Here is a 22,496-nt window from a genome sequence, read left to right as displayed (position 1 = left end):
ATTTTTAGCAACCGCAGATGAACGCAGATAAACGCAGATGAATCACATCTGCGTTTGTTTGTATTGATTTATCATTGTGCGAGTGCGAGAATTTTTTATGGTTGATTCCCTGTGAAGGGAAAACGATTTGCGATCGCCCTCAATACCTTTTCTAAATCTTGTGCATCTTTCGCGATCGGTGGTGGCGGTTCCCGTTCCATCAAACCTGTTAAAATATTTTTCCATCTGAGAGCATATTCCATTGAGAAAATTCTCAATATTAGAAAAACAAGTTAACGCTGAAGGCATTTTTTAACTTAGTGTCCCAGCCAAACCTCTAATTTAGCAAAACAGGCAAGTCGCTGGTAGAAGTCGCTCCCCATCTCCGGTTCAGGGCATCGCCGCCGATCCCCCAGCCTCTGGCATTCTCATAAATTCATACTTTATGCGGATGAAAACGCCGGCCCCAAGTTGAGAAACTGAGAAATGGCGTTACCCTTTTTTTAGCCATGGCAAACCGAGTTTTGATTGTCGGCGGGCGGGGACGAATTGGCAGCAGCGTTGCCCAAGACCTTGTTACCCACACCGACGCGGAAATTACTGTTACCGGACGCAATTCAGAAGCCTCTATAGGGCTGGGATTGCCGCCGGATAGGGTGCACTATATAGCTTTAGATTTAGCAGACAGTGCAGCCCTGCACCAAGCGGTTTCATCCTCTAATCTGGTCGTTCACTGTGCCGGGCCTTTTCACTACCGAGACGCTAGTGTATTAAAAACTTGCATAGAAGCAGGTGTTAATTATACTGATGTCAGCGACAGCCGCAGTTTTACTCGCAGAGCTTTAGAATTGCGCGAAACTGCTAAAAATGCTGGGATTACGGCTATTATTAATACGGGAATTTTTCCCGGTGTGTCTAATAGCATGGTGCGCCGAGATGTGGAACAATTAGATGAAGCAGAACACATCCATTTGAGTTATGTAGTCGGAGGTTCTGGCGGCGCTGGCGTTACCGTCATGAGAACCACTTTTTTAGGATTGCAAACCCCTTTTGAGGTTTGGGAAGATCGCAAGTGGCACCAAGTAAAACCCTACAGCAATCGCGAAACAATTGAATTTCCCGCGCCCTACGGTAAAACAGGGGTTTACTGGTTTGATATGCCGGAAGCAATCACTTTGCCCGAAACATTCGCCGTCAAATCAGTTGTGACTAAATTCGGTACGTCTCCCGACCTTTACAATCACCTTACCTGGTTTGTTGCCAAGTATTGGCCTGCTAGCTGGCTCAAAAATAACTCCGTGATTGAATTTCTTTCCTACGTCAGTTATGGGATGACAAGTGTTACTAATAGTTTTAGTGGGGTTGGTGTGGCAGTGCGATCGCAAGTGACAGGTCTCAAAAACGGTCAACCGGCTAAAGTTTGCTCGACAGCGGTACACCCAAATGCTGCCACCGCTACTGGCATCGGTACTGGCAGCATCGCTCAATTAATGTTAGAAGGTAAACTGGACAAACCGGGGGTTTGGTCGGTAGAACAAGCTCTTTCTACCGAGCTATTTGAAGGAGCTATACAGAACAGAAACCTAGACATAGAGCAGGTTGTTTTGTAGTTCATTAGGTTATTTATAGCAATTTAAAATGTTGGTAGATGGGATTTTTTCCCGAACGGCGAAGACGCGAAAGACGCGCCGAAAGAGAAGACTCAGGGTCTTCGTAATTGATGGGAAAACCCCTAGATAGGGTTCCTCGCAGGAATTGCGATCGCCCCTCATAGGAGATGAGTTCCGCTTGTCTAACTAATCTATCTTTTGGTAGAAGGAATTGTCACAAGCAGGCGCTTAAGATATTGGACATCATCGGAAACATCCCTTTTCGCTCGCTCTAGATGCGGTAGCTGCGACAAAGATTGCGCTTGAACCAAGGTTGTCAAGGTGCGATCGCAGTGAAGGGGCGACAAACACCATAATTTTTGCGGAAAAATACCAGGAGAAGTTGATATGAAGCGGGTTTTAAAAGCTCTCGGACAAACATTGATTCAAAGCATTTTGCTGGTCTGTACGCTGGCTTTGATTAGTCTGGTAGGTCTAGCGGTAATACCCACTCAGGGTGCTTACGCAGGTCAAGACAAGAGTCACGCGCCGCAAGAAGCTACAATTACTGAACCCGCAACAAGTTTCGAGGATCTCAATCCCCAAGCAGGATCTTACGATGAAATAGTCAAAACTGCTCAAAATCCTGCAAACGTCGAGAAAATTTACGACGAAAGCTTAAAAGAGTACAAGGGAGAACACCCGCAAGAAGGCATAGTTCAAAAAGCTGAAGAGTTGATCGAAAAGGTCACGGGCAACTAATAAATCAACAGATTTCTATCTAACTCAAGTTGCTGGTAAATACAGAGCTTCCGTGAGTAGACAATTGAGCCGCTATCAGGACTCACTTGAAAATAATTCTCTAGGGTGCGCCGGGCAGCGCACCTTATTGCTTTAGAGTAGCGGGTTAAACCACTTGTTGCATCCAGAAAGAAAGATTTTCTCATTCCTCTTTATATTTAAGCTAGCAGATTCATCCTTAGGGAAGATGAAGAGAGAGGAATTAAAAAAGTAAATTAAATAATAGTTACAGTCAGATAAAAGGAAAAAAATATCATGAGCGATGACAAAAAAACGGTACATGAACCTGATGCTAACCTCGACCCGCTTTCCGGGGAAAAAGGGGCTCATCCAGTGGGAACGGGTATTGGTGCGGCGAGTGCCGGTGCTGCGGGTGCTGCAATCGGCGGTGCTATCGGCGGGCCTGTAGGAGCAGTTGTAGGCGCTGTTGTGGGTTCGTTTAGTGGCGGTTTGGTGGGCAAAGGTGTGGCCGAGGCGATCGACCCCACGGTAGAAGATGCTTACTGGCAAAGCAATTACAGTTCCCGTCCTTACGTGGACACTAGCGCAACTTACGAAGACTATCAGCCTGCGTACCGCACCGGCTATGAGGGATACACCCGCTATGGCAATACTGGTAAGCAATTCCACGAGATCGAACCGGATTTGCAGCGCGACTACGAAACAAATCGCGGTAAGTCTAATGTGACTTGGGAAAAAGCTAAGCACGCCACCCGCGACGCTTGGGATCGGGTGGAACGCGCTGTTCCGGGCGACATTGACAAAGACGGCCGTTAAGCCGATCGCAAGTATTTCTCAGTCTTGGACGCACACAAACTCAAGCGTTCCGGTTATTTTTAGCCGGGTACCGGAATGGAGGGAAGTGTTTGATAAAAAAAAACCCGGCTGCTGCGTCTTGGACTGTTGTTGATAGGTGGCACAGTTTTTAAAGCGAGTTTAGCAAAGTTTTTGGGGATTTTTAGCCCCTCTCTACATCGGAGAGGGTATTTTTATGCTCCCTTGAAATCGCCTTTTTCAGCACGATTTTTATTTCACAGGACTGTTCGCTGTGAGAACTCGCTAGAGACGTATAGGCTTTGCTGTGCGGGACGATCGCACTCCTAATAAACGCTTTGTTACCCAATCGGGATGCTTCGGTTGGAGATGGGCATTTTTTTTTGACTATTAGCCTTAAAATTAAACTTATTCAGGACTGAGGCATCGATCGCATATTTCTGTCATTGTTCGCGATGCGCTTTATTCAATCGCAGCCCCAGCGTAAAGCGTTGGTTGCTTCAAGCCCGATAATTGTTAAAAATCTAAATCCTCTCATTCAAAATCGGTATAAATTGTGGATGAAATGTTGGAAAGAGCTTGGACACTCAAGCAAAATTTAATTGACTTTGTGCTGGATGCTGAGGGAGAGTTGGCGGTAGCTTTGGAAGCTTATGCTGCCGCTCGATCGACCGGCGAGCGCTACGATATTGCTCAGCAAAATCAAGTGATTGACAGTTTTACCATCGAAGGTAAAGTCGGAGAGAAAACGCCGATCGAGCTATTTGTCGAAAGTCAGCCGGATTTAACCGAGAGCGATCGTAGCTTGCTGGAAAGTTGGGAACACAGAAGCTTCACCGGCTTATTTGAAATCACTCAACTTTCCCCCGACAGGTTTGAACTGATGAACTGGCTGACGGCTAAGCACTACGTGGTCAAGCCCAACAGTTCTAATTTTCTTGCAGAAATGTCTCGCTTTAAGTTAGGAGAAATCTTGCGGGCTCGGATTGCTCCTCTCACCGATGACTGGTGGATACTATCAGGCCCTCCGATACCGATGGGGAAATTGGGCAAGCCGAAGTTGGCGGTGGCGATCGGCAATTTCAAGCAAAATCACAAAAATAACCTATACAGCGATGCGCCGGAATTGCTAGAGCAAGCTTGGCATTCGGTAGAACAGTACCACGAAGATTTTACCGAATTTTTTGGCAGTGAGGAAGTTACGCTATCGGGATATCACCTGAATAAACAGTTGGCTGAATTTCAGGAATTCATCACTAAAAAACGCCTAGCGGATATCGGCATTGATGAACATAAATCTCTGGCGGAGATCGTTGAAGATGCTGGAGTCGATGCAGAAGAAATTAAAGCAGCAGCTATAGCAGCAGCCGGTGCAGATCCGTCTTCAGTGGAGGTAGGGATCGATAGCGATCCTCACTCAAAAATGGTAATGCCGAAAGTTGAATTGCCCGATCGCTTCAAGAAAGCCGAACAGGTGACAGCACTTTCTCATCCTCGCTGGGGACAAACCTTTTTGTCTACTTACACTCAATTTACTGCACTGCTAGCAGCCGAAGATTTTTCAACCGTTCCCGGTTACGAAAAGCTGGTGCGTAACTATCTAGAAGATCCTGCAATTAATGTCTGGATTTGGCAACGGTTAGCTAAAGTTAATCCAGCGAAATTAGAACAAATTTTGCAAACTGTATTGGAACGTAAAGACTTTCAGATCGAGCGCGATTTAGATGCTTTGCTGCAAGAGTTTAAAAAACCATTAGAACCCGAACTCCCGGAAATTGCCAGCGTTCCCGTGCACCTGCACAACTTATTTCAGGAAGCTTTAGGCGAAGTTAATAAGTCAAAGTCTAAACCGCAGGAGAAAAAGAAAAGCTCTAAAGGCTTTAAATCCTAAGCAACCGAGTTCGTGGCATACTCACAGCTAACTGTGAGCTTATTGCCCGGTAATATCACTCAAATAGCTTTGCAGTCAGGACTTTAGTCTTTATTCACCGCGATCGAAAGAACTGAAGTCCTCACTACAAACACCTTTTGTTAATCTTCAACTCGTCGGACAGCCATGCGTTGCAGCGGCAGGCTGAGTATGCTAGAAGCAGTCAACAAGTAAGAAAGAACCGTAGTCAGTTTCAAACTGAGCAATAACCAGCTATCTTCTGGTAGGTGAAGTTTCAGCCCGAAAAAAGATATGCAGTACACTATCCAGTAAGTAAAGCTCATCTTGATTAGGATTTCTTCGCTCAAAGTGCGATCGTCCGTTGGCGGTGAGTTGCGATTATCACCCAGCAGGACTAGACCCGCAATAGAAGCCACAAAAGAAACCATAACGAGATAGTCATGCCAGTTAAGCTCAACCATTTCTAAACTCCGCTTTTATCCGTATTTTTGGAATCAGACATCAGTCTAAAGGATAAGTTTTCCCGCTCAAAGCAATAGTTACAAATTGAAACAGCAGGAGTTACAAATCGCAATGAAAATACCCCGCAACCGCCCGCAACAGGCGCGTTTAGTCAGCCGCCAAGGACAATTCCCCTTAAATATTGTCAAGCTGGGAGTACCTCGCCTGCATTTTGCCGACCTCTACCACAGCCTGCTAACTCTTTCTTGGCCGCGATTTTTCATGCTGATTTGTCTCTCCTATACAGTCACAAATTCTTTATTTGCCTTAGCTTACTTGGCGGGAGGAGATTGCATTGCTAACGCGCGGCCGGGTTCTTTCCCAGATGCCTTTTATTTCAGCGTGCAAACAATGGCGACGATCGGCTACGGCTCTATGTATCCGCGCACGGATTACGCTAATACTATAGTCGCGATCCAAGCGCTTTTTGGTTTGTGGGGAGTGGCGATGGTGACGGGACTGGCTTTTTCGAGATTTTCTCGACCAACAGCTAGAGTTATATTCAGCCGGGTAGCTGTGATCGCTCCTTTCAACGGTGTTCCGACTCTGATGTACCGCACTGCAAATCAGCGTTTTAACCAAATTTTAGAAGCGCAGCAGCGAGCTACTTTGATCCGCAACGAGGTAACAGCGGAAGGAGAATTTATGCGGCGTTTTTACGATTTGCAATTAGTGCGAAGTCACTCTCCGGTTTTTGCCTTAACTTGGACGGTTATGCACGCAATTGAGGAGAGCAGTCCTTTGTACCAAATTACTGCCGAAGACTTGATGGAACAGCAAGCGGAAATTGTAATTACTTTAACAGGAATTGACGAAACAGTTTCGCAAACTATTCACGCGCGACATTCTTTTGTAGCCTCTGAAATTATGTGGAATATGCGATTTGTAGATATTCTTTTGAAATCGGCGACGGGAGGGCGGGTGGTTGATTATACTCGGTTTCACGATGTGAAGCCGGTGGAAGAAAAGTTGTGAGTATAATAGTGCTAGAATACCTCTAGGACGATAAAAGTTGATATTTATGACTTCAGTTACTACGAAAATGACACTCAAAGAATTGCAACCGCAACTCTTGGCTTTAACTCCCGAAGAAAAGGCTCAAGCTATACAATTCCTAGCCCAAAGTTTAAGCAACTTTTGGCCGGGAATTCAAAAGACTCCCGGTGTCATGGGCGGAGAAGCCTGTATCCGAAAAACTCGGATTCCTGTTTGGCTGTTGGTAAGTTATCGCCGTCAAAGTGCCACAGATGCTCATATTTTAGAAGGTCATCCCGATCTGAGTGCCGTAGATTTGGTGAATGCTTTTAGTTATGCTGAGGCATATCCTGATGAGATTGAAAGAGCAATTCGAGAACAGGAAGAGGCATAAACTGTGGCAGATCTTTATACCGCGATCGCACAAAGCATTAAAACTGAAATATTTTACCATTTTAAATCAGGCTTTTATGAACGGGCAAGATGCCCGTTCCACAAGAAATTTATTCTTTGTGGAACGGGCATCTTGCCCGTTCTTGAAAATGGTACAACATCTCAGTTAACATAAACAAAAAACTCCTCGTACTATGCGAATAATTCATACTGCTGACTGGCATTTAGGGCGACGTTTTCGAGGGATCGATCGCACTTTTGAAATTGCGATCGCCCTCGAACAGATTTTGAAGCAAGCAAAAGCCTTGGATGTCGATGCTGTGCTCGTTGCCGGCGACATTTTCGACGTGCCCAACCCTCCCGCTTACGCTGAACGCATTGCTTATAACTTTTTCTGCGAACTCCAAGCGGCAGGAATTCCCGCAATTGCGATCGCCGGTAATCACGATTCGGCATCCCGCATCGACAGCATCGCGCAATTGCTTTCCCTCGCCGGTGTTCGCGCTTTAGGCAAACCCAGGCTTTCCGCAGACGGCGGCACAATTACTCTTAATACAAAAAGCGGTAAACTTTGCGTGGGAGCGATGCCTTTTGCTTCCGAACAAAGACTGTTAGATGCTAATTCTCTCTGGCAGTCTGGCGATGCCGATCGCCGAAAAGATTACCGCGAAATAGTAAAATATTTACTCGAAGATTTAACCAGGGATTTTAGAGACAATACTGTCAATTTTCTCATGGGACACATGAGCATTGACGGCGCTCGATTAGCAAAATCCGAAGTCGCTTATTACACGCGAGAAAAATACCTGCTATCATCGCAAACTCTGCCGCCGGAAGCTCAGTATGTTGCCCTCGGACACATCCACATTCACCAGCGGATTTCTGAGACTTCTCCCGCTTATTATTCCGGTTCTTTGATTCAGTTAGATTTTGGAGAAGCGGAACAGGAAAAAGGATTTTGCTTGATAGAAGTTGAGCCGGGAAGTCAGGCAAAGGTGGAATTTAAGCCTGTGGCTTGCCACAAGCCGTTAAAAGTGCTTAAATGTCATAACGACAATCTCGATGAAACTTTACAAGCTCATCAGTATCATCCGGGTTTCTTGAAAGTAATTGTCGAATTGGACAGTCCGCAAATCGGACTTGCCGATCGAGTGCGCCAAATTTGTTCTCAAGCGCTGTTAATTGAACCGCGCTATCCAGATGCAGCGCTAGAAGCAACAGAAATAACTAATATCGATCCCAATAATTTCGATCCGGCAGCAGAGTTTTGCAACTATTATCAAAACCGCTTGGGAACGACACCGAAACCGGTAGTATTGGAGGAATTTAAAAATTTGTACAAGAAGTTTAAGGAAACAGTTAACAATTAAATGGGTAAAAAAATACAATCCAAAATCCAAAATCTCAAATTTCAAATAGTTTTAAGACTGAAACCCACGCTCAATGTCGCTTGTAGTCGAGTCTAGATCCCCCTAAATCCCCCTTAAGAAGGGGGACTTTGATAATACTCTTGTCCCCCCCTTAACAAGGGGGGTTAGGGGGGATCGGGAAGACTGTAGAAGGAAGACAGTAGAGCTGAATATAACAATCTAAAACCCCAAATCCTAAAACTAAAATCAGTATGCGTCCACTAGAACTTATTCTCGAAGGATTTACCAGCTTCCACCGCGAACAGCGTTTAGATTTTTCTCAACTCGATTTGTTTGCAATTACTGGTGCTACAGGTGCAGGCAAATCTTCCCTGTTAGATGCCATGACTTACGCTCTTTTTGGCACGACAACTCGCAGCGGCAAACAAGTAAGTGATTTGGCAAGTCAAGGCAGCGAAAATTTAAAAGTGCAGTTGCGTTTTGCTGTGGGTTCGGCACAGTATCGGGTGACGCGAAGGTGGCGTTTTCGTCCCAAATCTCCCGAAAATAAGGTGATTTTGGACAACTGGCAAAATGGTCAATGGGAAACTTTGGGGACGAGTATCGTTGCTGTTCAAAATACCATTGAACAGATTTTAGGAATGGATTTTGATACTTTTACACGCGCAATTGTTCTGCCTCAAGGCAAGTTTGATGAATTTATTAAAGGGGATACTTCAAAACGTCGGGAAATTTTGCGGCAGCTAGCGGGATTTGAGATTTTTGAGCAGATGCGGAAGGAAACAAATGAACTCGCAAAGTTGCTGAAACAGGAACGGGAAATGGTGGAAAGGCAGCTAGCGGATTTGAGTGCGCCGACGGCTGATGAGGTGGCTCAAAGAAGATCGCAACTTTTGATTTTAGAGCAGCAGTTGCCCCAGTTCGAGCGCGCTGTGATGAAAGCTCAGAAGGATCTAGATGAAGAGGAACAGCTATTTTCGCAAATCGCTCGCTGGCAAGAGTTACAACAACAACTGGCTAAATTAAATGCTAATTCTGCTGAGGTTGCAATTTTAGCACAGCGTTTAGAAAGAGCGCAAGCTGCCAATCATTTACAGGGAGATTGGGCTTTAGTGCGATCGGCTCGCAGTCAGTATGAAACTGCCGAAAGTGCCTCGGTGGCAGCGCGAAAGCAGTTAATTAAAGCTCGCTCTGAGCTGGCAGTAGAGCAGCACCAATTTGATGCGGCAAAAGCCAAAGAAGACGTGCTAGCGCCACAAATTAAGGCTCGCGAAGATGCTCTAGCTGCTGCTAAAGTATATGAAGAACAGCGCGCTCAATTAGAAAAAGAAGTGGCGCTTGCCCAAAAACTTCAACAGGAAAAACTCCGCTTTTTTATGGCAGCAGATAAAGAACTGCAAGCTGCTAACACTAAAATTCAAGGCGCGGGTTTTCGAGTTACTCAAGCAGCGGCACAGCTCGAACAGTATGCGCCGGGAGGAAAGCGTTTAGAGCAATTGCAGCAAATTTCACCCTTATTGATGGAATTGCAGCTAATTACCAAGCAGCAAAAGACTCAGCAAGAACAGTTGGATAAATCTCTGGCAGATAAGGAAAAAGCTCAACAGAATTATGTGCAGGTTGCCGCTAATTTAGAAGCAGCAGAAATCCAACTAAAAGAGTGCGATCGCGAGTTAGAAGCGGCCCAAACCGCTAATGCGGAAGCCGCACGTTTAGAGAGTGTGGCTGCTGTCAGAATGTCGCTAAATTCTGGCGATACTTGCCCGGTGTGCGGAGGGGTGCATCCTGAGAGCGATCGGCTCCCTCCTTTGCCCGATTCTAATATTGTCGATGTGGCTGGTTTGCGGCAGAAATTGGCTGCTGCAAATCAGGTTTTTCAAGATGCTCAAAGGTTGGCTGCTGAGGGAAAAAGTGCAGTAGCAGCCTGCCTGCAAAAAGAGTCGGAAATTGCTCAAATGTTGGAATTAACTGCGAATAAAGTTGCTCAATTGCAGCAGGAAATCACTCATGTGCTGGAAAATCCTCAGTGGGAAAGCTTGGGGTTGCAGCAGGAGTTGGCACTCCTTAAAGAGAGCGATCGCCAATACCGCCAAACCGAACAGCAGTTCCAACTCGCATCATTGGAATATGATAATTTTCAACAAAAATTTAATTTTGCTGTGGCGACTCAAGCAGCTAAACAGCAGGAATATCAAGATGCGATCGCCGAATCAGACCGCCGCCAGCAGCAGTTGCAAAGTTGTGTAAATGCGCTTTATCAAATTACCGAATATCAACCTTATGCTAATTTAGCAAAAGTCTTAGAACAAGACAAGCAAGACTTGGCAAATCTGCTGAAAGTTGCCGAAAAATCCTATCAAACTGCTCAAAATAAGGTTATTCAAGCCGCAGAGAGAGAGCAACAAGCTGGAGAAGCTTTTGGACAAGCCCAAGCCCAGAAACAGCAGTTAAACCTGGATTGGTCAGCAAAATTAACAGCGGCTGATTTCACAGAAGAGACCTTTTTAGCAGCGGTGGCGACAGTTAAGGAACAATCAGAATGGGAAAATGCTATTCGCTCTCACCGGGAATCAAAAATTCAGTTAGAGACGCGGGCGAAAGATTTGAGCGAGGCAATCGCAGGCAGAACTACCGATGAGAATACTTTAGCACAAGTGCGATCGGCAAAACATACCGCCCAAGAAAACCTCAAACAAGCCAACAACAACCGCGCCGAACTGTTAGCTTGGATTCAAGTAGCAGCCCAAAATCTCGAACAAGCCGAAAGACTGTCACAGCAAATCACAAATTTCACAGAACAAGAGCAAACTTATCACACCTTAGCGCAGAATCTCAAATCCAACGAATTTCAATCCTACATTTTAGAACATTTAGAAGCAGAATTAGTGGGCAGCGCCACCTTAATTTTGCAAGAATTAACCGAAAATCGCTACAAACTAATAAACCAAGACGGCGAATACTGGGTAGCAGATAATTGGAACGGCGGCGAAGCTAGACGAGTGCGTACTCTTTCCGGTGGCGAAACCTTTGCCACTTCCTTATCAATGGCTTTAGCTTTGTCAGAAAAGCTGTCTCAAGGAGCTCACTTGGGCAGCTTATTTCTAGATGAAGGATTTGGTACTTTAGATACCGAAACTCTCGAAAGCGTTACTCAAATTTTAGAATCTTTGCGACAGCGAGAAAGGCTGATTGGAGTGATTACCCACGTTCGAGAATTGGGCGAAAGATTGCCCGCACAAGTTAAAGTTTCTAAATCACCCCAAGGTTCTAAAATAGAAGTACATAGATCCTGAAGTGAGAGGCGCGTGCGTGAAATAGTAAACTTGCTTAAGGACGTACATTATCACTAAACCTGCCCTACAATTACCTATAATATATGATGAAAAATCACCCGACTCGAATGCAATCGGTACAGTCGCCAATAATTCCAGTAGTTGGCGAACTGATCCGCCAAAATCCGGGAACAATATCTTTAGGACAAGGCGTAGTTTACTACAATCCGCCACAAGAATCATTTGACCGAATTCCCGAATTCTTCGCAAATACCGACAATCACAAATACAAAGCCGTGGAAGGAATTCCACAATTACAAGATGCTATCGCAGCCAAACTTAAAACCGATAACGACATAGAAATTAACAGCAAAAACTGCATTGTCGTTACTGCCGGCAGCAATATGGGATTTACCAACGCCATTCTCGCCATCACCTCGGCGGGAGACGAAGTTATTATCCAATCACCTTATTACTTCAACCACGAAATGGCGGCAATTATGGCAGGTTGCCGACCAGTGATAGTAGAAACTGACGCCAATTATCAACTTAATATCGATGCTATAAAAAAAGCAATTACCGACAAAACGCGAGCCATAGTTACCATTTCCCCAAATAATCCCACGGGTGTTGTTTATTCAGCCGAAGCACTGCGGGAAGTTAACGAAATTTGTCGCCAGCACAACATTTATCACATCAGCGATGAAGCTTATGAATATTTTACTTATAACGGCGTCAAACACTGTTCGCCCGCCGCTTTTCCCAATAGCAGCGAACATACAATTTCTCTGTTTAGCCTCTCCAAAGCCTATGGTTTTGCGAGTTGGCGGATCGGGTATATGGTAATCCCAGAACATTTGCTCGTTTCAGTGAGAAAAATTCAAGATACAATCTTGATTTGTCCCCCCGTAATTTCTCAGTATGCAGCGCTGGGAGCCTTGCAAGTTGGTAGAGGTTACTGCGATAATTATGTAAGGGCGATCGCATCCGTGCGCCAACTCGTATTAGACGAACTCAATACCATCCAAAATTTGTGTACAATTTCCCCAGCCTGCGGAGCATTCTACTTTTTCTTGAAAGTTGATACTGAAATCGATACAATGGAATTAGTAGAAAAATTAATTCGCGAATATCACGTAGCAGTGCTTCCCGGTACAACCTTCGGCATGGATAGCGGCTGCTATTTGCGCGTTGCTTACGGTGCTTTGGAGAAAGCAACCGCCACCGCTGGTATTAGGAGATTAGTTAAAGGTTTGAAGACAATTTTAAACAAGTAAAATAGGAAGATTCAACATGGTTGCCACTAATTTAAAAGCAAATACAAATATCCAAGATACCTCCGCTGCAAGACTGGCAGACTTGCGCGATTTGATGGCAGATTATGAATTAGATTGCTATTACATCCCAGCGGTTGACGAACACTTAAATTTATCAGTTCCAGCAGCCAAGCAGCGGCGAGCTTGGATGTGCGGTTTTACGGGTTCCGCCGGTGATTTGTTGGTTGGCAAAAATTCCGCTTGGTTGTTTGTGGATTCCCGCTATTACGAACAAGCCGAATTGCAAGTCGATACTGGAATTATTCAAATATCGAAACTCGGCTTAGAAGGAAATTTAACCTTAATTGAAACTTTAGAAAAACTGGCGGTAGAATCGGCAGAAAAATCAACTAAAATTCGCCTGGGTTTTGACCCGTTTACCGTAGCGACAGAGCAATATCAAAATTGGGTGAAAAAATTCGCCCATGCAGAGATTGAACTCATACCAATCCGGGAGAATTTGACAGACAAAGTGCGATCGCAAACTCCTTGGCAAACAGCCGAGACTTTACCCGCGATTGATGCAGAGCCCATATTTAGCTTACCTGTATCCCTGACCGGAGAAACCGCCGCCGAAAAATTAGCCAGAGTCAGGGAAGCGATGCAAAAAGCCAACATCGATGTGCTTCCGATTACCAACCTCAATCAAATAGCGTGGCTGTTCAACCTCCGAGGCTCGGATATTCCCCACATTCCCATTTTCATATCCTATGCCATTGTCACCACAGATTCAGCATTTTTGTTTACAAATACCGAACGAATTTCACTAGAAATCAAGCAAGAATTGCGGGCGGATGTAACTTTGCTTCCCTACGCAGACTATCCGCATACATTAGAAACTTGCGTAAATTTGCCACATAAAGTTCGGGTACTTTTAGACCCGAAACACAGCACAGCAGGCACGTATCAGTTAATATTAAACCATCAAGAAGCGCAATTATACAACATCGAAATAGTTTTTGAGACGCATCCGGTAGAAGGGATGAAAGCTCGCAAAAATCCGGTTGAAATCGAGCAGATGAAATCAGCCAATTTCAAAGCAAGTCGAGCGAAAACTTTGACTTTAAAATGGTTGACAGAACAACTAGAAAATGGTAAGGTCTTGACCGAGTTGGATGTTAAAGAAAGCATCGAAAGATTTTACCAGGAAGAAACTGATTTTCAGACTTTAACTTTTAGAACGATCGCCGGTGCGGGAGCCAATAGCTCGATCGTACATTACGGAACCCCCAGCCCAGAAGTCACCTTAAAACCCGGAGAATTGCTGCTGCTTGACTCAGGCGCGCAATATTTAGCAGGTACAACCGACGATACGAGAACAATAAGTATCGGAGAACCGACGGCGCTACAAATAGAACACTACACCACAGTTTTAATCGCGCACATCAACTGTGCAATGCAGCAATTCCCCAAAGGAACAACGGGAGCGCAATTAGATGCGATCGCCCGTGCGGTATTATGGCAACAACAGCTAGACTACGGACACGGTACAGGGCACGGAGTCGGCGCGTTTTTAGCCGGTCACGAAGGGCCCAATGGCATCAGCAAATCTGTGCAGTATCCCCTGGAAGCCGGAATGGTAACGAGCATCGAACCGGGATATTACGAACCAGGATGGGGCGGAATTCGCATCGAAAATCTCTATGTTGTCAGGGAAATGCCATCCAAAAACAGTACCGTTTGGTACGGATTTGAACCGCTGACGTATATTCCGTTTGAGCGCAAATTAATAAATGTCGATCGGCTGTCAAAGACTCAACTGACATGGTTGAATAATTATCACGCTTCGGTAGTCGAGAAACTCGAACCCGTACTTGATGCAGCAACAATTGAATGGTTGAAAAAAGCCTGCACTGCGTTAGGTTAAGCCTTGTAATTTGTCGCACATTTAACTTGTGCAACTATTTTTCGGGAAACTCTTGTGGGGTGGGCACGCCAGCCCGCCCCAAAGGTACAAAATAGCACATATCAGATAGGGACACGGCAGTGCCGTGTCCCTACTGTTACATAGTTACATAGTTACACTTCTCAGGATAAAATCACCTACTGATAAATAGCTAAAACTCTTGCTATATAATTTTAGGGTTTCCGACAATTCGGTGATTTAAGTCACAGTATATGCCAGAGGATTACTGTTAAATTCATAGGTAATGCTGGGAGAACTTTTAAATAATTACTAAAATTATTATAAGGTTCTATTTACTTAATGATTATTACAAAAAACAAGGGGGTTAAGTTTTATGAAAGCAGAATCAGAAGTATCTATTTCTTTTGCCATATCTATCTTTTTAGATAAAGAATTTACACCTGATGATGATACGCTAAACTATGAATCCTATAAAAAGCTAGGTCTTACTTGTGGTAAATGTAGAGAACTTATCTTTTTTAAGCCATGTATAGAAAGAGTTTCTCACTTTTCTCATTTCAATGAGACAGGCAAAGGTTGTGAGTGGAAAACAAAGAACAATACCAATACCCGTAAACAAGACACTGATTCAGAAAGTAGAGAACAAAGCTTAGAAAAGTTCCAGAATAAATTTAAAGGGATTATTGAAGGAGCCATAATCCAATATCAAAAAATCTCATCTTCTCAGCTTCTTAGTCAACAAATAGAGGAGGGTAAAAGGTTAGTTGCTGAATATAACATTAATATCGAGGCGTGGCTAAGGTGGTTTAATGGAAAAATAAACAGAAAATATGTTCAAAATGTCGCAGTCTCTCTGTATCAAAATAATGAGTTATTATCTGATGAAAATAGTAGAGTTCTTTTAAATTTAGTTGATTACTTGTGCGTTTCTGCTAGTGAAGATGTTTTGAGATATCTCCTTTATTATGTAGTTTTTTTGTTGAATAAGGAGATAGCTGTTAATAAGGATGTCGAGGAAGTTTGCTCTAAAGTCATTGAAATAATAAGTTTTGCTGATTGGGAAAAAGAATATAAACGAGCAAAAGAATTGGTAGCTCGGCAAAGACCTAAGCCTATTAAGTTGGACGGTGCAAAAGTAGCACAGGGAACTGTAATATTTAGGTCGGTAGTTGGTACTACTCCTTTATTAGCTTGCTTAGTACCATCGGGTAAGGAATGGAAGTTAATAGGACTTCCGGTTAAAGTGCCAGAGTATGACCTTGCGAGGTATGTAGTAGGTAATCTCAGTCCGAATCAAGCTATTGCTTATCTGCATAGGGAAATTGACAGACTCAAAAATCAAAACAAGGTAAATAGTCTAAAGCTTATTGCTAGGCTAGAAAACCTATTAATTCAGGTAGTAAAAGGGAAAAAGTTAAATCCCGAGAGTTTGCGAGAATCTACTGTAATAATCAGGAAATATTTAGACAAAGCAGAGTTTAAGCATAATTCCTTGTATACGGATAACTACTATAGGAGTCACACGTTAGGAGATGTTTCCTTTATTCAAGAATTAGAGACTAAAAAATTAACATACACGTTTATTTGGGGGAGTGAGAATGCCACGCGACAATCAGAAGTACCTAGTGTTATTAAATGGCTTAAGAGGGTTCCAACTAGCTTAGGAAAAAAGTTTCCTTTTACTTTTCCGAGCTTTGAAGAAATCCGGGATTATGTACGAAGTATCTTTAAATTTGAAAACGTGGAGCTAATCATCAAGGAAGAGAGAGGAATTTACATTGAGATATACTATGAAGGGAGGTTACAGGCTAGACAGCGTTTAGATATTACAAGTCCGATAGCAAAGGACAGAATAGGGGGCCAGGTTCCTACTAAAGTATCTACATCGATCCAATATGTGGGAGATGGTGAGTTCTACAGTTTGTTAAGGTGTACGAGTGCAGATCGGCAATTAGTGCGGGAAGCTAAAAGCCAACTTGAAAAAATAGTGCAAAAGTTTCTAGCTGCTAACCCGGCAAGATTTACGGTCCAAAACAAAGTATCAATGCCTACCTCAGTAGCAGATATTTGTGGATTTGGTTCTACCAGTAAGGGAATCAATCAGGTTATCAAGACGTTTAAAAAGTTTGTAACCCCATTTACTATTCACTCAGAAGTAGACCAAGGAAAACTGATTAATCTGCTAACGTTAGAAACGTATAACGAGCATGATGCTAATGAGTTGCTAGACTCCCTTATCCGAGGCTGGAAATACTGGGAAAAAAGCAAGGATGAAAAAATAGAGCTAGGGGGGCAACTATTCCATAATCCCGATCCGGGTAAGTTAATGTTGGGGGTTCACAATTTACTAGATGAACAACCACATTTAGACACTTTAGTTTGGGGGGACTTGATTGATGTATTCTACCAGCTATCAGGCTTATCAATCGGGTTTAAATGTTCTAAGGGTGTTGTATTAACCCCTTGGACTTTATATACCGATGATGTTAGCCGATGGGAACATAGAATCAAAATTCAACTTCTCTCTATTCTTAAAGATGGGGATAACACCAGAACCCTGGGAATTCAAGCACTACTACAGCAGGACATTAAGAGTTTTAAAAAGACTCTAGACAAAATGCAGCCTGGATGGTTGAGTAACAATGCACATATTTCTAAACACTTAGAGGCTTTAGAGGACTGCTTACGGACTGCTAAAAAGTTACGCGGTCAAGACTAAGCCTTTTAGCTAGGGTATATGTGGTAGTCTATCCTAGCTCTTTCTTTACAGGTATCTGTAAAGGTAGCTACTAAACTATAATACCTTAACTAGCATCACTTACTAGAAAAATGTAAACACTCACAAAAAAAGGACAGATACCATGCCTCCTAGAAGTCAAAACCTATCTTTTACTGCTGAATTTATAGAAGAAATTTGCCTCGAACTCTTCGCAGCAACCTGCACAGAAAAGATTGATAAAAAGAGCGGAAAAGAAGTAAAGACATACAAGAAAGTTAAAAACGCAAAAGTCGAAATTATCTCTGTTTCATTGGTAAAAAGTGAGAAAGGTCAACAACTACTGTTTGATTATCAATCTGCGGAGGGAATACGGAGGACAGTATCAACCTTTAACTTCATGTCAGATTTTACACTGGCATGGGATGTTACCCCGGAATGGTCGGATCTTAAGTACCGAATCCATAAGCCTTTAAACTCGAATTTCTCACCAATAGAAAGCTATGCTTTGCACAATCTGTTCTGCCAGTGGTTTCAATCCGATGCCTTTGTGCAACACATAACAGTCCTTTCAGACCAAGGGGTTTATGCTCCTGAGCTTATCAAGTTGTTGCTTTTATTTATCGCCTATCAGCAAGAGCGATCTTCTAATGCTGTAGAGTTGGGCAGATATTCCCCAACAATGGAGATTGATCTAGACCGTGTGGTGGTTATCTTTAAGGAATACATTAAGGAATACATTTCAGGTCTTTCTGAGGACTTTGTACACTTAGAGAAACACTACAACGTTAGCCAGTTTACACTATCCGCAGCAGCAACACGAGAGATTGAATCTATACAGGTAACTCCTTCTACTCCTGATGTGTAAGTAGTCGAGCCCACGCCACGCCCTACTAATGAACCCTTACCCTACTAGATAGCCAACCAGCTCTAAATCCCTATCTAGCTTAGCTTTACTTCGCACTTTTTATATACTACTAAGATAGGACTTTATATCAGAAAGCCGAGCTTTAAGAGCTTAGTTGGGTATGGGGTTCTAGACCCACTTCATACCTAAAAATAAGACCAAGGCTCGAAGTCTCATCGAGCCTTGGTCTTATCCGTAAAGCTGGTGACAGGATTTGAACCTGCGACAGGCTGATTACAAATCAGCTACTCTACCAACTGAGTTACACCAGCAGTGAAACTTAATATAGCAAACTTATAGTCATTAGCGCAACCCCCCCAGCCATTTTTTTTTCAAATTCGCTCAAAACCCCTCCCCGTAACGGCCAAACCGAAATTGTCTGCCCACTGCCAATTAACTAATCGCAGCGCCAAATCTTAATCGTCTGATCCGCACTGCCGCTGGCGAGCAAATTGCCCGAAGGTGCGATCGCCACCGAGTACACAGTACCCGAATGTCCCTTAAGAGCGCTCAACAACTCCCCCGTCTGCAAATTCCAAATATTAATCGTATTCTCATCGCACCCACTCACCAAAGTCAAACCGTCCCGACTGATAGCAACCGACTCGCCCCGACTCACATAATTCTGCAAAATATGCACCGCCTCATTCGTTCCTAAATTCGTTTCACCCTTTCCCCTTCCAGAATTAGTATTTAAAATCCGCAACAAACTGCCCGTGTGCAAATTCCGCAGCTTAATCGTATAATCATTGCTCACGCTAGCAAGAATCTGACCGTCCGGCGCGATCGCCACAGAATTCACCCCAACATTCAACCCCGAAAGAGTCCGCAGCAAATTGCCGCTTTCCACATCCCAAACCTTGCTCGTTGCATCCGAACTGCCACTCGCCAATATTTTACCGTCCGGGCTAAAAACCACCGCATTCACATTGTCAGAATGACCCCTCAAAGTCCGCAGCAACTCACCACTCCGCAAATTCCACAGCTTAATCGTATTATCAGCCCCGCCACAGCTAGCAATTACCTGGCGCTTCGGGTTAATCGCCACCGAATTCACCTCCATAGAATGTCCCGGAAAAGTACACAGCAAATCACCGTTGTGCAAATTCCAAAACTTAATTGTTTCGTCCGAACTGCCGCTGACCAACATTTTTCCGTCATAGCTAATCGCAACCGAATTTACGCGATCGGAATGTCCCGTCAGAGTGCCAATTAATTCCGCTGTTTCTAAATTCCAAATCTTAATAGTTTTATCCCAACTACCGCTAGCCAGAATTTTGCCGTCAGGGCTAATCGCCAGAGAATTCACAAACGATAAATGTCCTGGCAGCGTATATACACACCGCCATTTCTGATGTTTTAATTTGTGAGCTAATTCCTTCACCCGCTTAGATGCCGCCTCAGCTTCCTCTCTGCGTTTGAGTTCAGCTTCCTCCAAACGCTGGCGTTCCGCCTTAGCTTTCGCCTCTCGAAGCGCCAGCCGCCGCATCTCTCCCTTATAGACTATTCGCTGCTGCTCCTGAATTTCTTTAAGAGTTTCAATATACGGTTGTGCCCAATCTTTAGAAAACCATTCCTGAGCAAATTCCGCCTCTAATTTAAATAACTGAGGTTCGTGAGTAAAATCGATATTTAAATAATACAAATCAGCTAAAAAAGCCGCCAATAACTTGTGAATAGTCACAATTATTTGCCGAATAATCCGCAGGCTCAGTTTTTCATCTTTCCCCTGCGCTTCCAACTGGTGATAAACCTCTTCCCAATTCCAAGGCTGCATCGCCACTAGAGAAACGCTCTGATTTATGATTCCCCAAAAACCGACATGAAAATTAACTTCATAATCGCTGATATCGCTGTACAGTATAGCTGTAGGTACGGGAGACAAAACACTCTGCAACCGCTCGACATCAATATCAGAAATCGATTTTTTGAAATAGTCTCCGTAAAATTGAACCGGACACACCTCTCCGTGCTGGGGGTAGTGCTGATTCAAAAAAGCTCTTAACTTAGCCGGCAGCTCGATATTTAGATTGTGGCGAAACGAATCCGGGCAATCTTCGCTAATTTTTGCGGGAGCAACTAACAGCAGCAATCGGTGCTGCTGCTGCTGCAAAATCTGTTCAGTTTCCTGCCTGCTCAAATTAGAAAACCAGTTGTCCCTGTCCCAAATCGTTTGAATTTCGCTCAGCTTAACTCGAATTGCTTCTGATTGAAACTCTCGCATTAAGTCGCGGCAAAGCCGGCTAATTGCCCGCTTATCTCTCAATTCTTGTGCCTTAATTCGATTAACACGTTCTTCCTTTGCCCATTCTTCTGCGCCGGCGAGGGCGATTAATTGTTGTTCTCTGGCCTGCTGCCGCTGCAAATATCTCATTTGTGCTTTAATCCAGCGGGGGTCTTTTTTGATTTGCTGGTTCAAAGCTGAAGAACCCGACGGCTCAATTTCTGCATAGCGTTCGTTGACAGCGCTTGCTCCCAATCTTTCTCCCAATTCAGAGGCTACAGGCTTCAACAGTTCAATTAGGGTGTCTGAGACAGGGCGGGGTAAGGACATACCAGTTAAAACTTTTTCTTACTTAAGGGCGATCGCGCGAGTCAGACATATCCCCCTGGGGCGGGGACTCTTGGCAGGGCTATTACATTTGAGCGATCGGCCGATGGTAATCGTAGGGCGTATCGTGCAGCCGCGCAAGTTGAGCACCTTAACTCAATAATAGTATTTATACGCTTTACATTTTACCCCAAATCTGAATCGAAAGCACCCAGGGAAAAGACATCAGAATATGCGATCGACCCTGAGTTCCCCCAATTCATTTTTTTTGTTGCCATTTGACTCGCTCTTGTCTATAATCGTACTTCACAACCATAATTACGGTATTCCGACCCAATAACCGTACTTTTTCTAGAGGAACAAATATAATGAGTCCGTGGCAACGCCTAAATCAACACCTTCACTGGCCGCAACAGCCATCAGCCAGCACAAATCAATCATTTACTGCCCTCAAAAGATTTGTGTCGCTATTTTTAGTCGGAATAACTTTAAGTCTGGCCGTTGCATCCTGCGGCCAGGGAAGCACCAACAACCCCGCAGCCACTCCAGGCGGTGCTAGCCCAGCAGCCAACAAAGGCAACGTAGAATTAACCCTAGTATCCTTCGCCGTCACCAAAGCCGCCCACGAAGCGATAATTCCCAAATTCGTAGAACAGTGGCAAAAAGAAAAGGGTCAAACCGTCACTTTCAACCAAAGCTACGGCGGTTCCGGTTCCCAAACTCGGGCCGTAATTGACGGTTTAGAAGCAGACATCGTACACCTAGCCCTCGCCCTCGACACTGCAAAAATCGAAAAAGCCGGACTAATTCAACCTGGGTGGGAAAAAGAAGTTCCCAACGAAGGCATAGTCAGTAAATCCGTAGGAGCAATAGTTACCCGCGAAGGCAATCCCAAAAACATCAAAACCTGGGAAGATTTAAGCCAAGACGGAGTAAAAGTGATTACTGCCGATCCCAAAACATCAGGCGTTGCCCGTTGGAATTTCCTCGCACTTTGGGGATCGGTTGTTAAAACCGGAGGAGACGAAACCAAAGCATTAGACTTGACTAGCAAAGTCTACAAAAACGTCCCGATTCTGACTAAAGATGCCCGCGAAGCCACTGATGTATTTTTCAAACAAGGGCAAGGCGACGCCTTAATTAACTACGAAAACGAGATTTTTCTGGCAGGTGAGAAAGGCGAAAAACCGACTTATACTATTCCCGAAGTCAATGTTTCGATCGACAATCCGATTGCCATTGTCGATAAAAACGTTGATAAACACGGCACTCGCGAAGTCGCCGAAGCATTTGTCAAGTTTCTCTACACCCCAGAAGCTCAGCGAGAATTTGCCAAAGTAGGCTTCCGCCCAGTAGATGCGACAGTAGCCGCGGAACCAGAATTTGTCAAAAAATATGCCCCCATCAAAACCCTATTTACAGCTCAAGACTTAGGAGGTTGGGGAGATATTCAGCAGAAATTCTTCGATGACGGAGCTGTTTTTGACAAAATCCAAGGTTCAATTAAACAGTAAAAAAACAGAAGGCTCAGATCCCCGACAACTGCGAGGAAGTCGGGGATCTAAAAGATTCACTATTCTTGGCAAATCCAAAC

General features: G+C 44.1%; 16 protein-coding genes and 1 tRNA gene. 13 read left to right on the top strand and 4 right to left on the bottom strand.

The annotated features are described in order from the left end of the window. Nucleotides 1-95: 95 nt before the first annotated feature. Nucleotides 96-242: a hypothetical protein gene (locus tag QUB14_RS12850; RefSeq protein ID WP_333217339.1), complete on the bottom strand. Its 147-nt coding sequence runs from the start codon at nucleotides 240-242 to the stop codon at nucleotides 96-98. 246 nt (nucleotides 243-488) lie between these two features. Here QUB14_RS12850 and QUB14_RS12845 point away from each other — a divergent pair, with 246 nt between their 5' ends. The 4 genes from QUB14_RS12845 (at nucleotide 489) to QUB14_RS12830 (ending at nucleotide 5,034) form a co-directional block, all read left to right on the top strand. After that, nucleotides 489-1,589 (top strand): saccharopine dehydrogenase NADP-binding domain-containing protein, encoded by a 1,101-nt coding sequence (locus tag QUB14_RS12845; protein ID WP_333217338.1) that lies wholly within the window; start codon nucleotides 489-491, stop codon nucleotides 1,587-1,589. 387 nt (nucleotides 1,590-1,976) lie between these two features. Continuing rightward, complete coding sequence (locus QUB14_RS12840) at nucleotides 1,977-2,330, top strand: hypothetical protein (RefSeq protein WP_333217337.1); 354 nt, start codon at nucleotides 1,977-1,979, stop codon at nucleotides 2,328-2,330. A gap of 294 nt (nucleotides 2,331-2,624) precedes the next feature. Then, a complete protein-coding gene (locus QUB14_RS12835) occupies nucleotides 2,625-3,146 on the top strand; it encodes a hypothetical protein (protein WP_333217336.1) in 522 nt (173 codons plus the stop codon). 553 nt (nucleotides 3,147-3,699) lie between these two features. Next, nucleotides 3,700-5,034, top strand: a complete 1,335-nt coding sequence (locus QUB14_RS12830; RefSeq protein ID WP_333217335.1) for a hypothetical protein — start codon at nucleotides 3,700-3,702, stop codon at nucleotides 5,032-5,034. A gap of 140 nt (nucleotides 5,035-5,174) precedes the next feature. Here QUB14_RS12830 and QUB14_RS12825 read toward each other — a convergent pair whose 3' ends face one another. After that, entirely contained in the window at nucleotides 5,175-5,495 is a 321-nt protein-coding gene (locus tag QUB14_RS12825; RefSeq protein WP_006634523.1) for a hypothetical protein, read from the bottom strand. A 112-nt stretch (nucleotides 5,496-5,607) separates the two neighbouring features. On the opposite strand from QUB14_RS12825, the gene QUB14_RS12820 reads away from it, so the two are divergent. From QUB14_RS12820 to QUB14_RS12785, 8 genes are all read left to right on the top strand, one after another. Continuing rightward, nucleotides 5,608-6,510 (top strand): ion channel, encoded by a 903-nt coding sequence (locus tag QUB14_RS12820; protein ID WP_333217334.1) that lies wholly within the window; start codon nucleotides 5,608-5,610, stop codon nucleotides 6,508-6,510. A gap of 67 nt (nucleotides 6,511-6,577) precedes the next feature. Continuing rightward, entirely contained in the window at nucleotides 6,578-6,904 is a 327-nt protein-coding gene (locus tag QUB14_RS12815; RefSeq protein WP_333083023.1) for a DUF433 domain-containing protein, read from the top strand. 193 nt (nucleotides 6,905-7,097) lie between these two features. Beyond that, complete coding sequence (locus QUB14_RS12810) at nucleotides 7,098-8,273, top strand: exonuclease SbcCD subunit D (protein ID WP_333217333.1); 1,176 nt, start codon at nucleotides 7,098-7,100, stop codon at nucleotides 8,271-8,273. Nucleotides 8,274-8,524: 251 nt separating this feature from the next. Further along, nucleotides 8,525-11,566, top strand: a complete 3,042-nt coding sequence (locus QUB14_RS12805) for an SMC family ATPase (RefSeq protein ID WP_333217332.1) — start codon at nucleotides 8,525-8,527, stop codon at nucleotides 11,564-11,566. An 86-nt stretch (nucleotides 11,567-11,652) separates the two neighbouring features. After that, nucleotides 11,653-12,822: a pyridoxal phosphate-dependent aminotransferase gene (locus QUB14_RS12800; protein ID WP_333217369.1), complete on the top strand. Its 1,170-nt coding sequence runs from the start codon at nucleotides 11,653-11,655 to the stop codon at nucleotides 12,820-12,822. Nucleotides 12,823-12,838: 16 nt separating this feature from the next. Further along, on the top strand, nucleotides 12,839-14,728 hold the full coding sequence (locus tag QUB14_RS12795) for an aminopeptidase P family protein (RefSeq protein ID WP_333217331.1): 1,890 nt from the start codon (nucleotides 12,839-12,841) through the stop codon (nucleotides 14,726-14,728). 373 nt (nucleotides 14,729-15,101) lie between these two features. Then, a complete protein-coding gene (locus tag QUB14_RS12790) occupies nucleotides 15,102-17,447 on the top strand; it encodes a hypothetical protein (RefSeq protein WP_333217330.1) in 2,346 nt (781 codons plus the stop codon). 142 nt (nucleotides 17,448-17,589) lie between these two features. Further along, complete coding sequence (locus QUB14_RS12785; protein WP_333217329.1) at nucleotides 17,590-18,312, top strand: hypothetical protein; 723 nt, start codon at nucleotides 17,590-17,592, stop codon at nucleotides 18,310-18,312. Between the two features lie 238 nt (nucleotides 18,313-18,550). Here QUB14_RS12785 and QUB14_RS12780 read toward each other — a convergent pair. Continuing rightward, nucleotides 18,551-18,623, bottom strand: a tRNA-Thr gene (locus QUB14_RS12780). A 125-nt stretch (nucleotides 18,624-18,748) separates the two neighbouring features. Then, entirely contained in the window at nucleotides 18,749-20,905 is a 2,157-nt protein-coding gene (locus tag QUB14_RS12775) for a WD40 domain-containing protein (RefSeq protein WP_333217328.1), read from the bottom strand. 365 nt (nucleotides 20,906-21,270) lie between these two features. On the opposite strand from QUB14_RS12775, the gene QUB14_RS12770 reads away from it, so the two are divergent. Next, nucleotides 21,271-22,416, top strand: coding sequence for a sulfate ABC transporter substrate-binding protein (locus QUB14_RS12770; RefSeq protein ID WP_333217327.1), 1,146 nt, complete (start codon nucleotides 21,271-21,273; stop codon nucleotides 22,414-22,416). The last annotated feature ends 80 nt before the right edge of the window (nucleotides 22,417-22,496 follow it).

Origin of the sequence: Microcoleus sp. B3-D2, assembly GCF_036705345.1 — a bacterium.
Taxonomy (GTDB): domain Bacteria; phylum Cyanobacteriota; class Cyanobacteriia; order Cyanobacteriales; family Microcoleaceae; genus Microcoleus.
The sequence above is the reverse complement of the archived record's forward strand: the minus strand, read 5'-3'. Positions and strand labels throughout refer to the sequence as shown.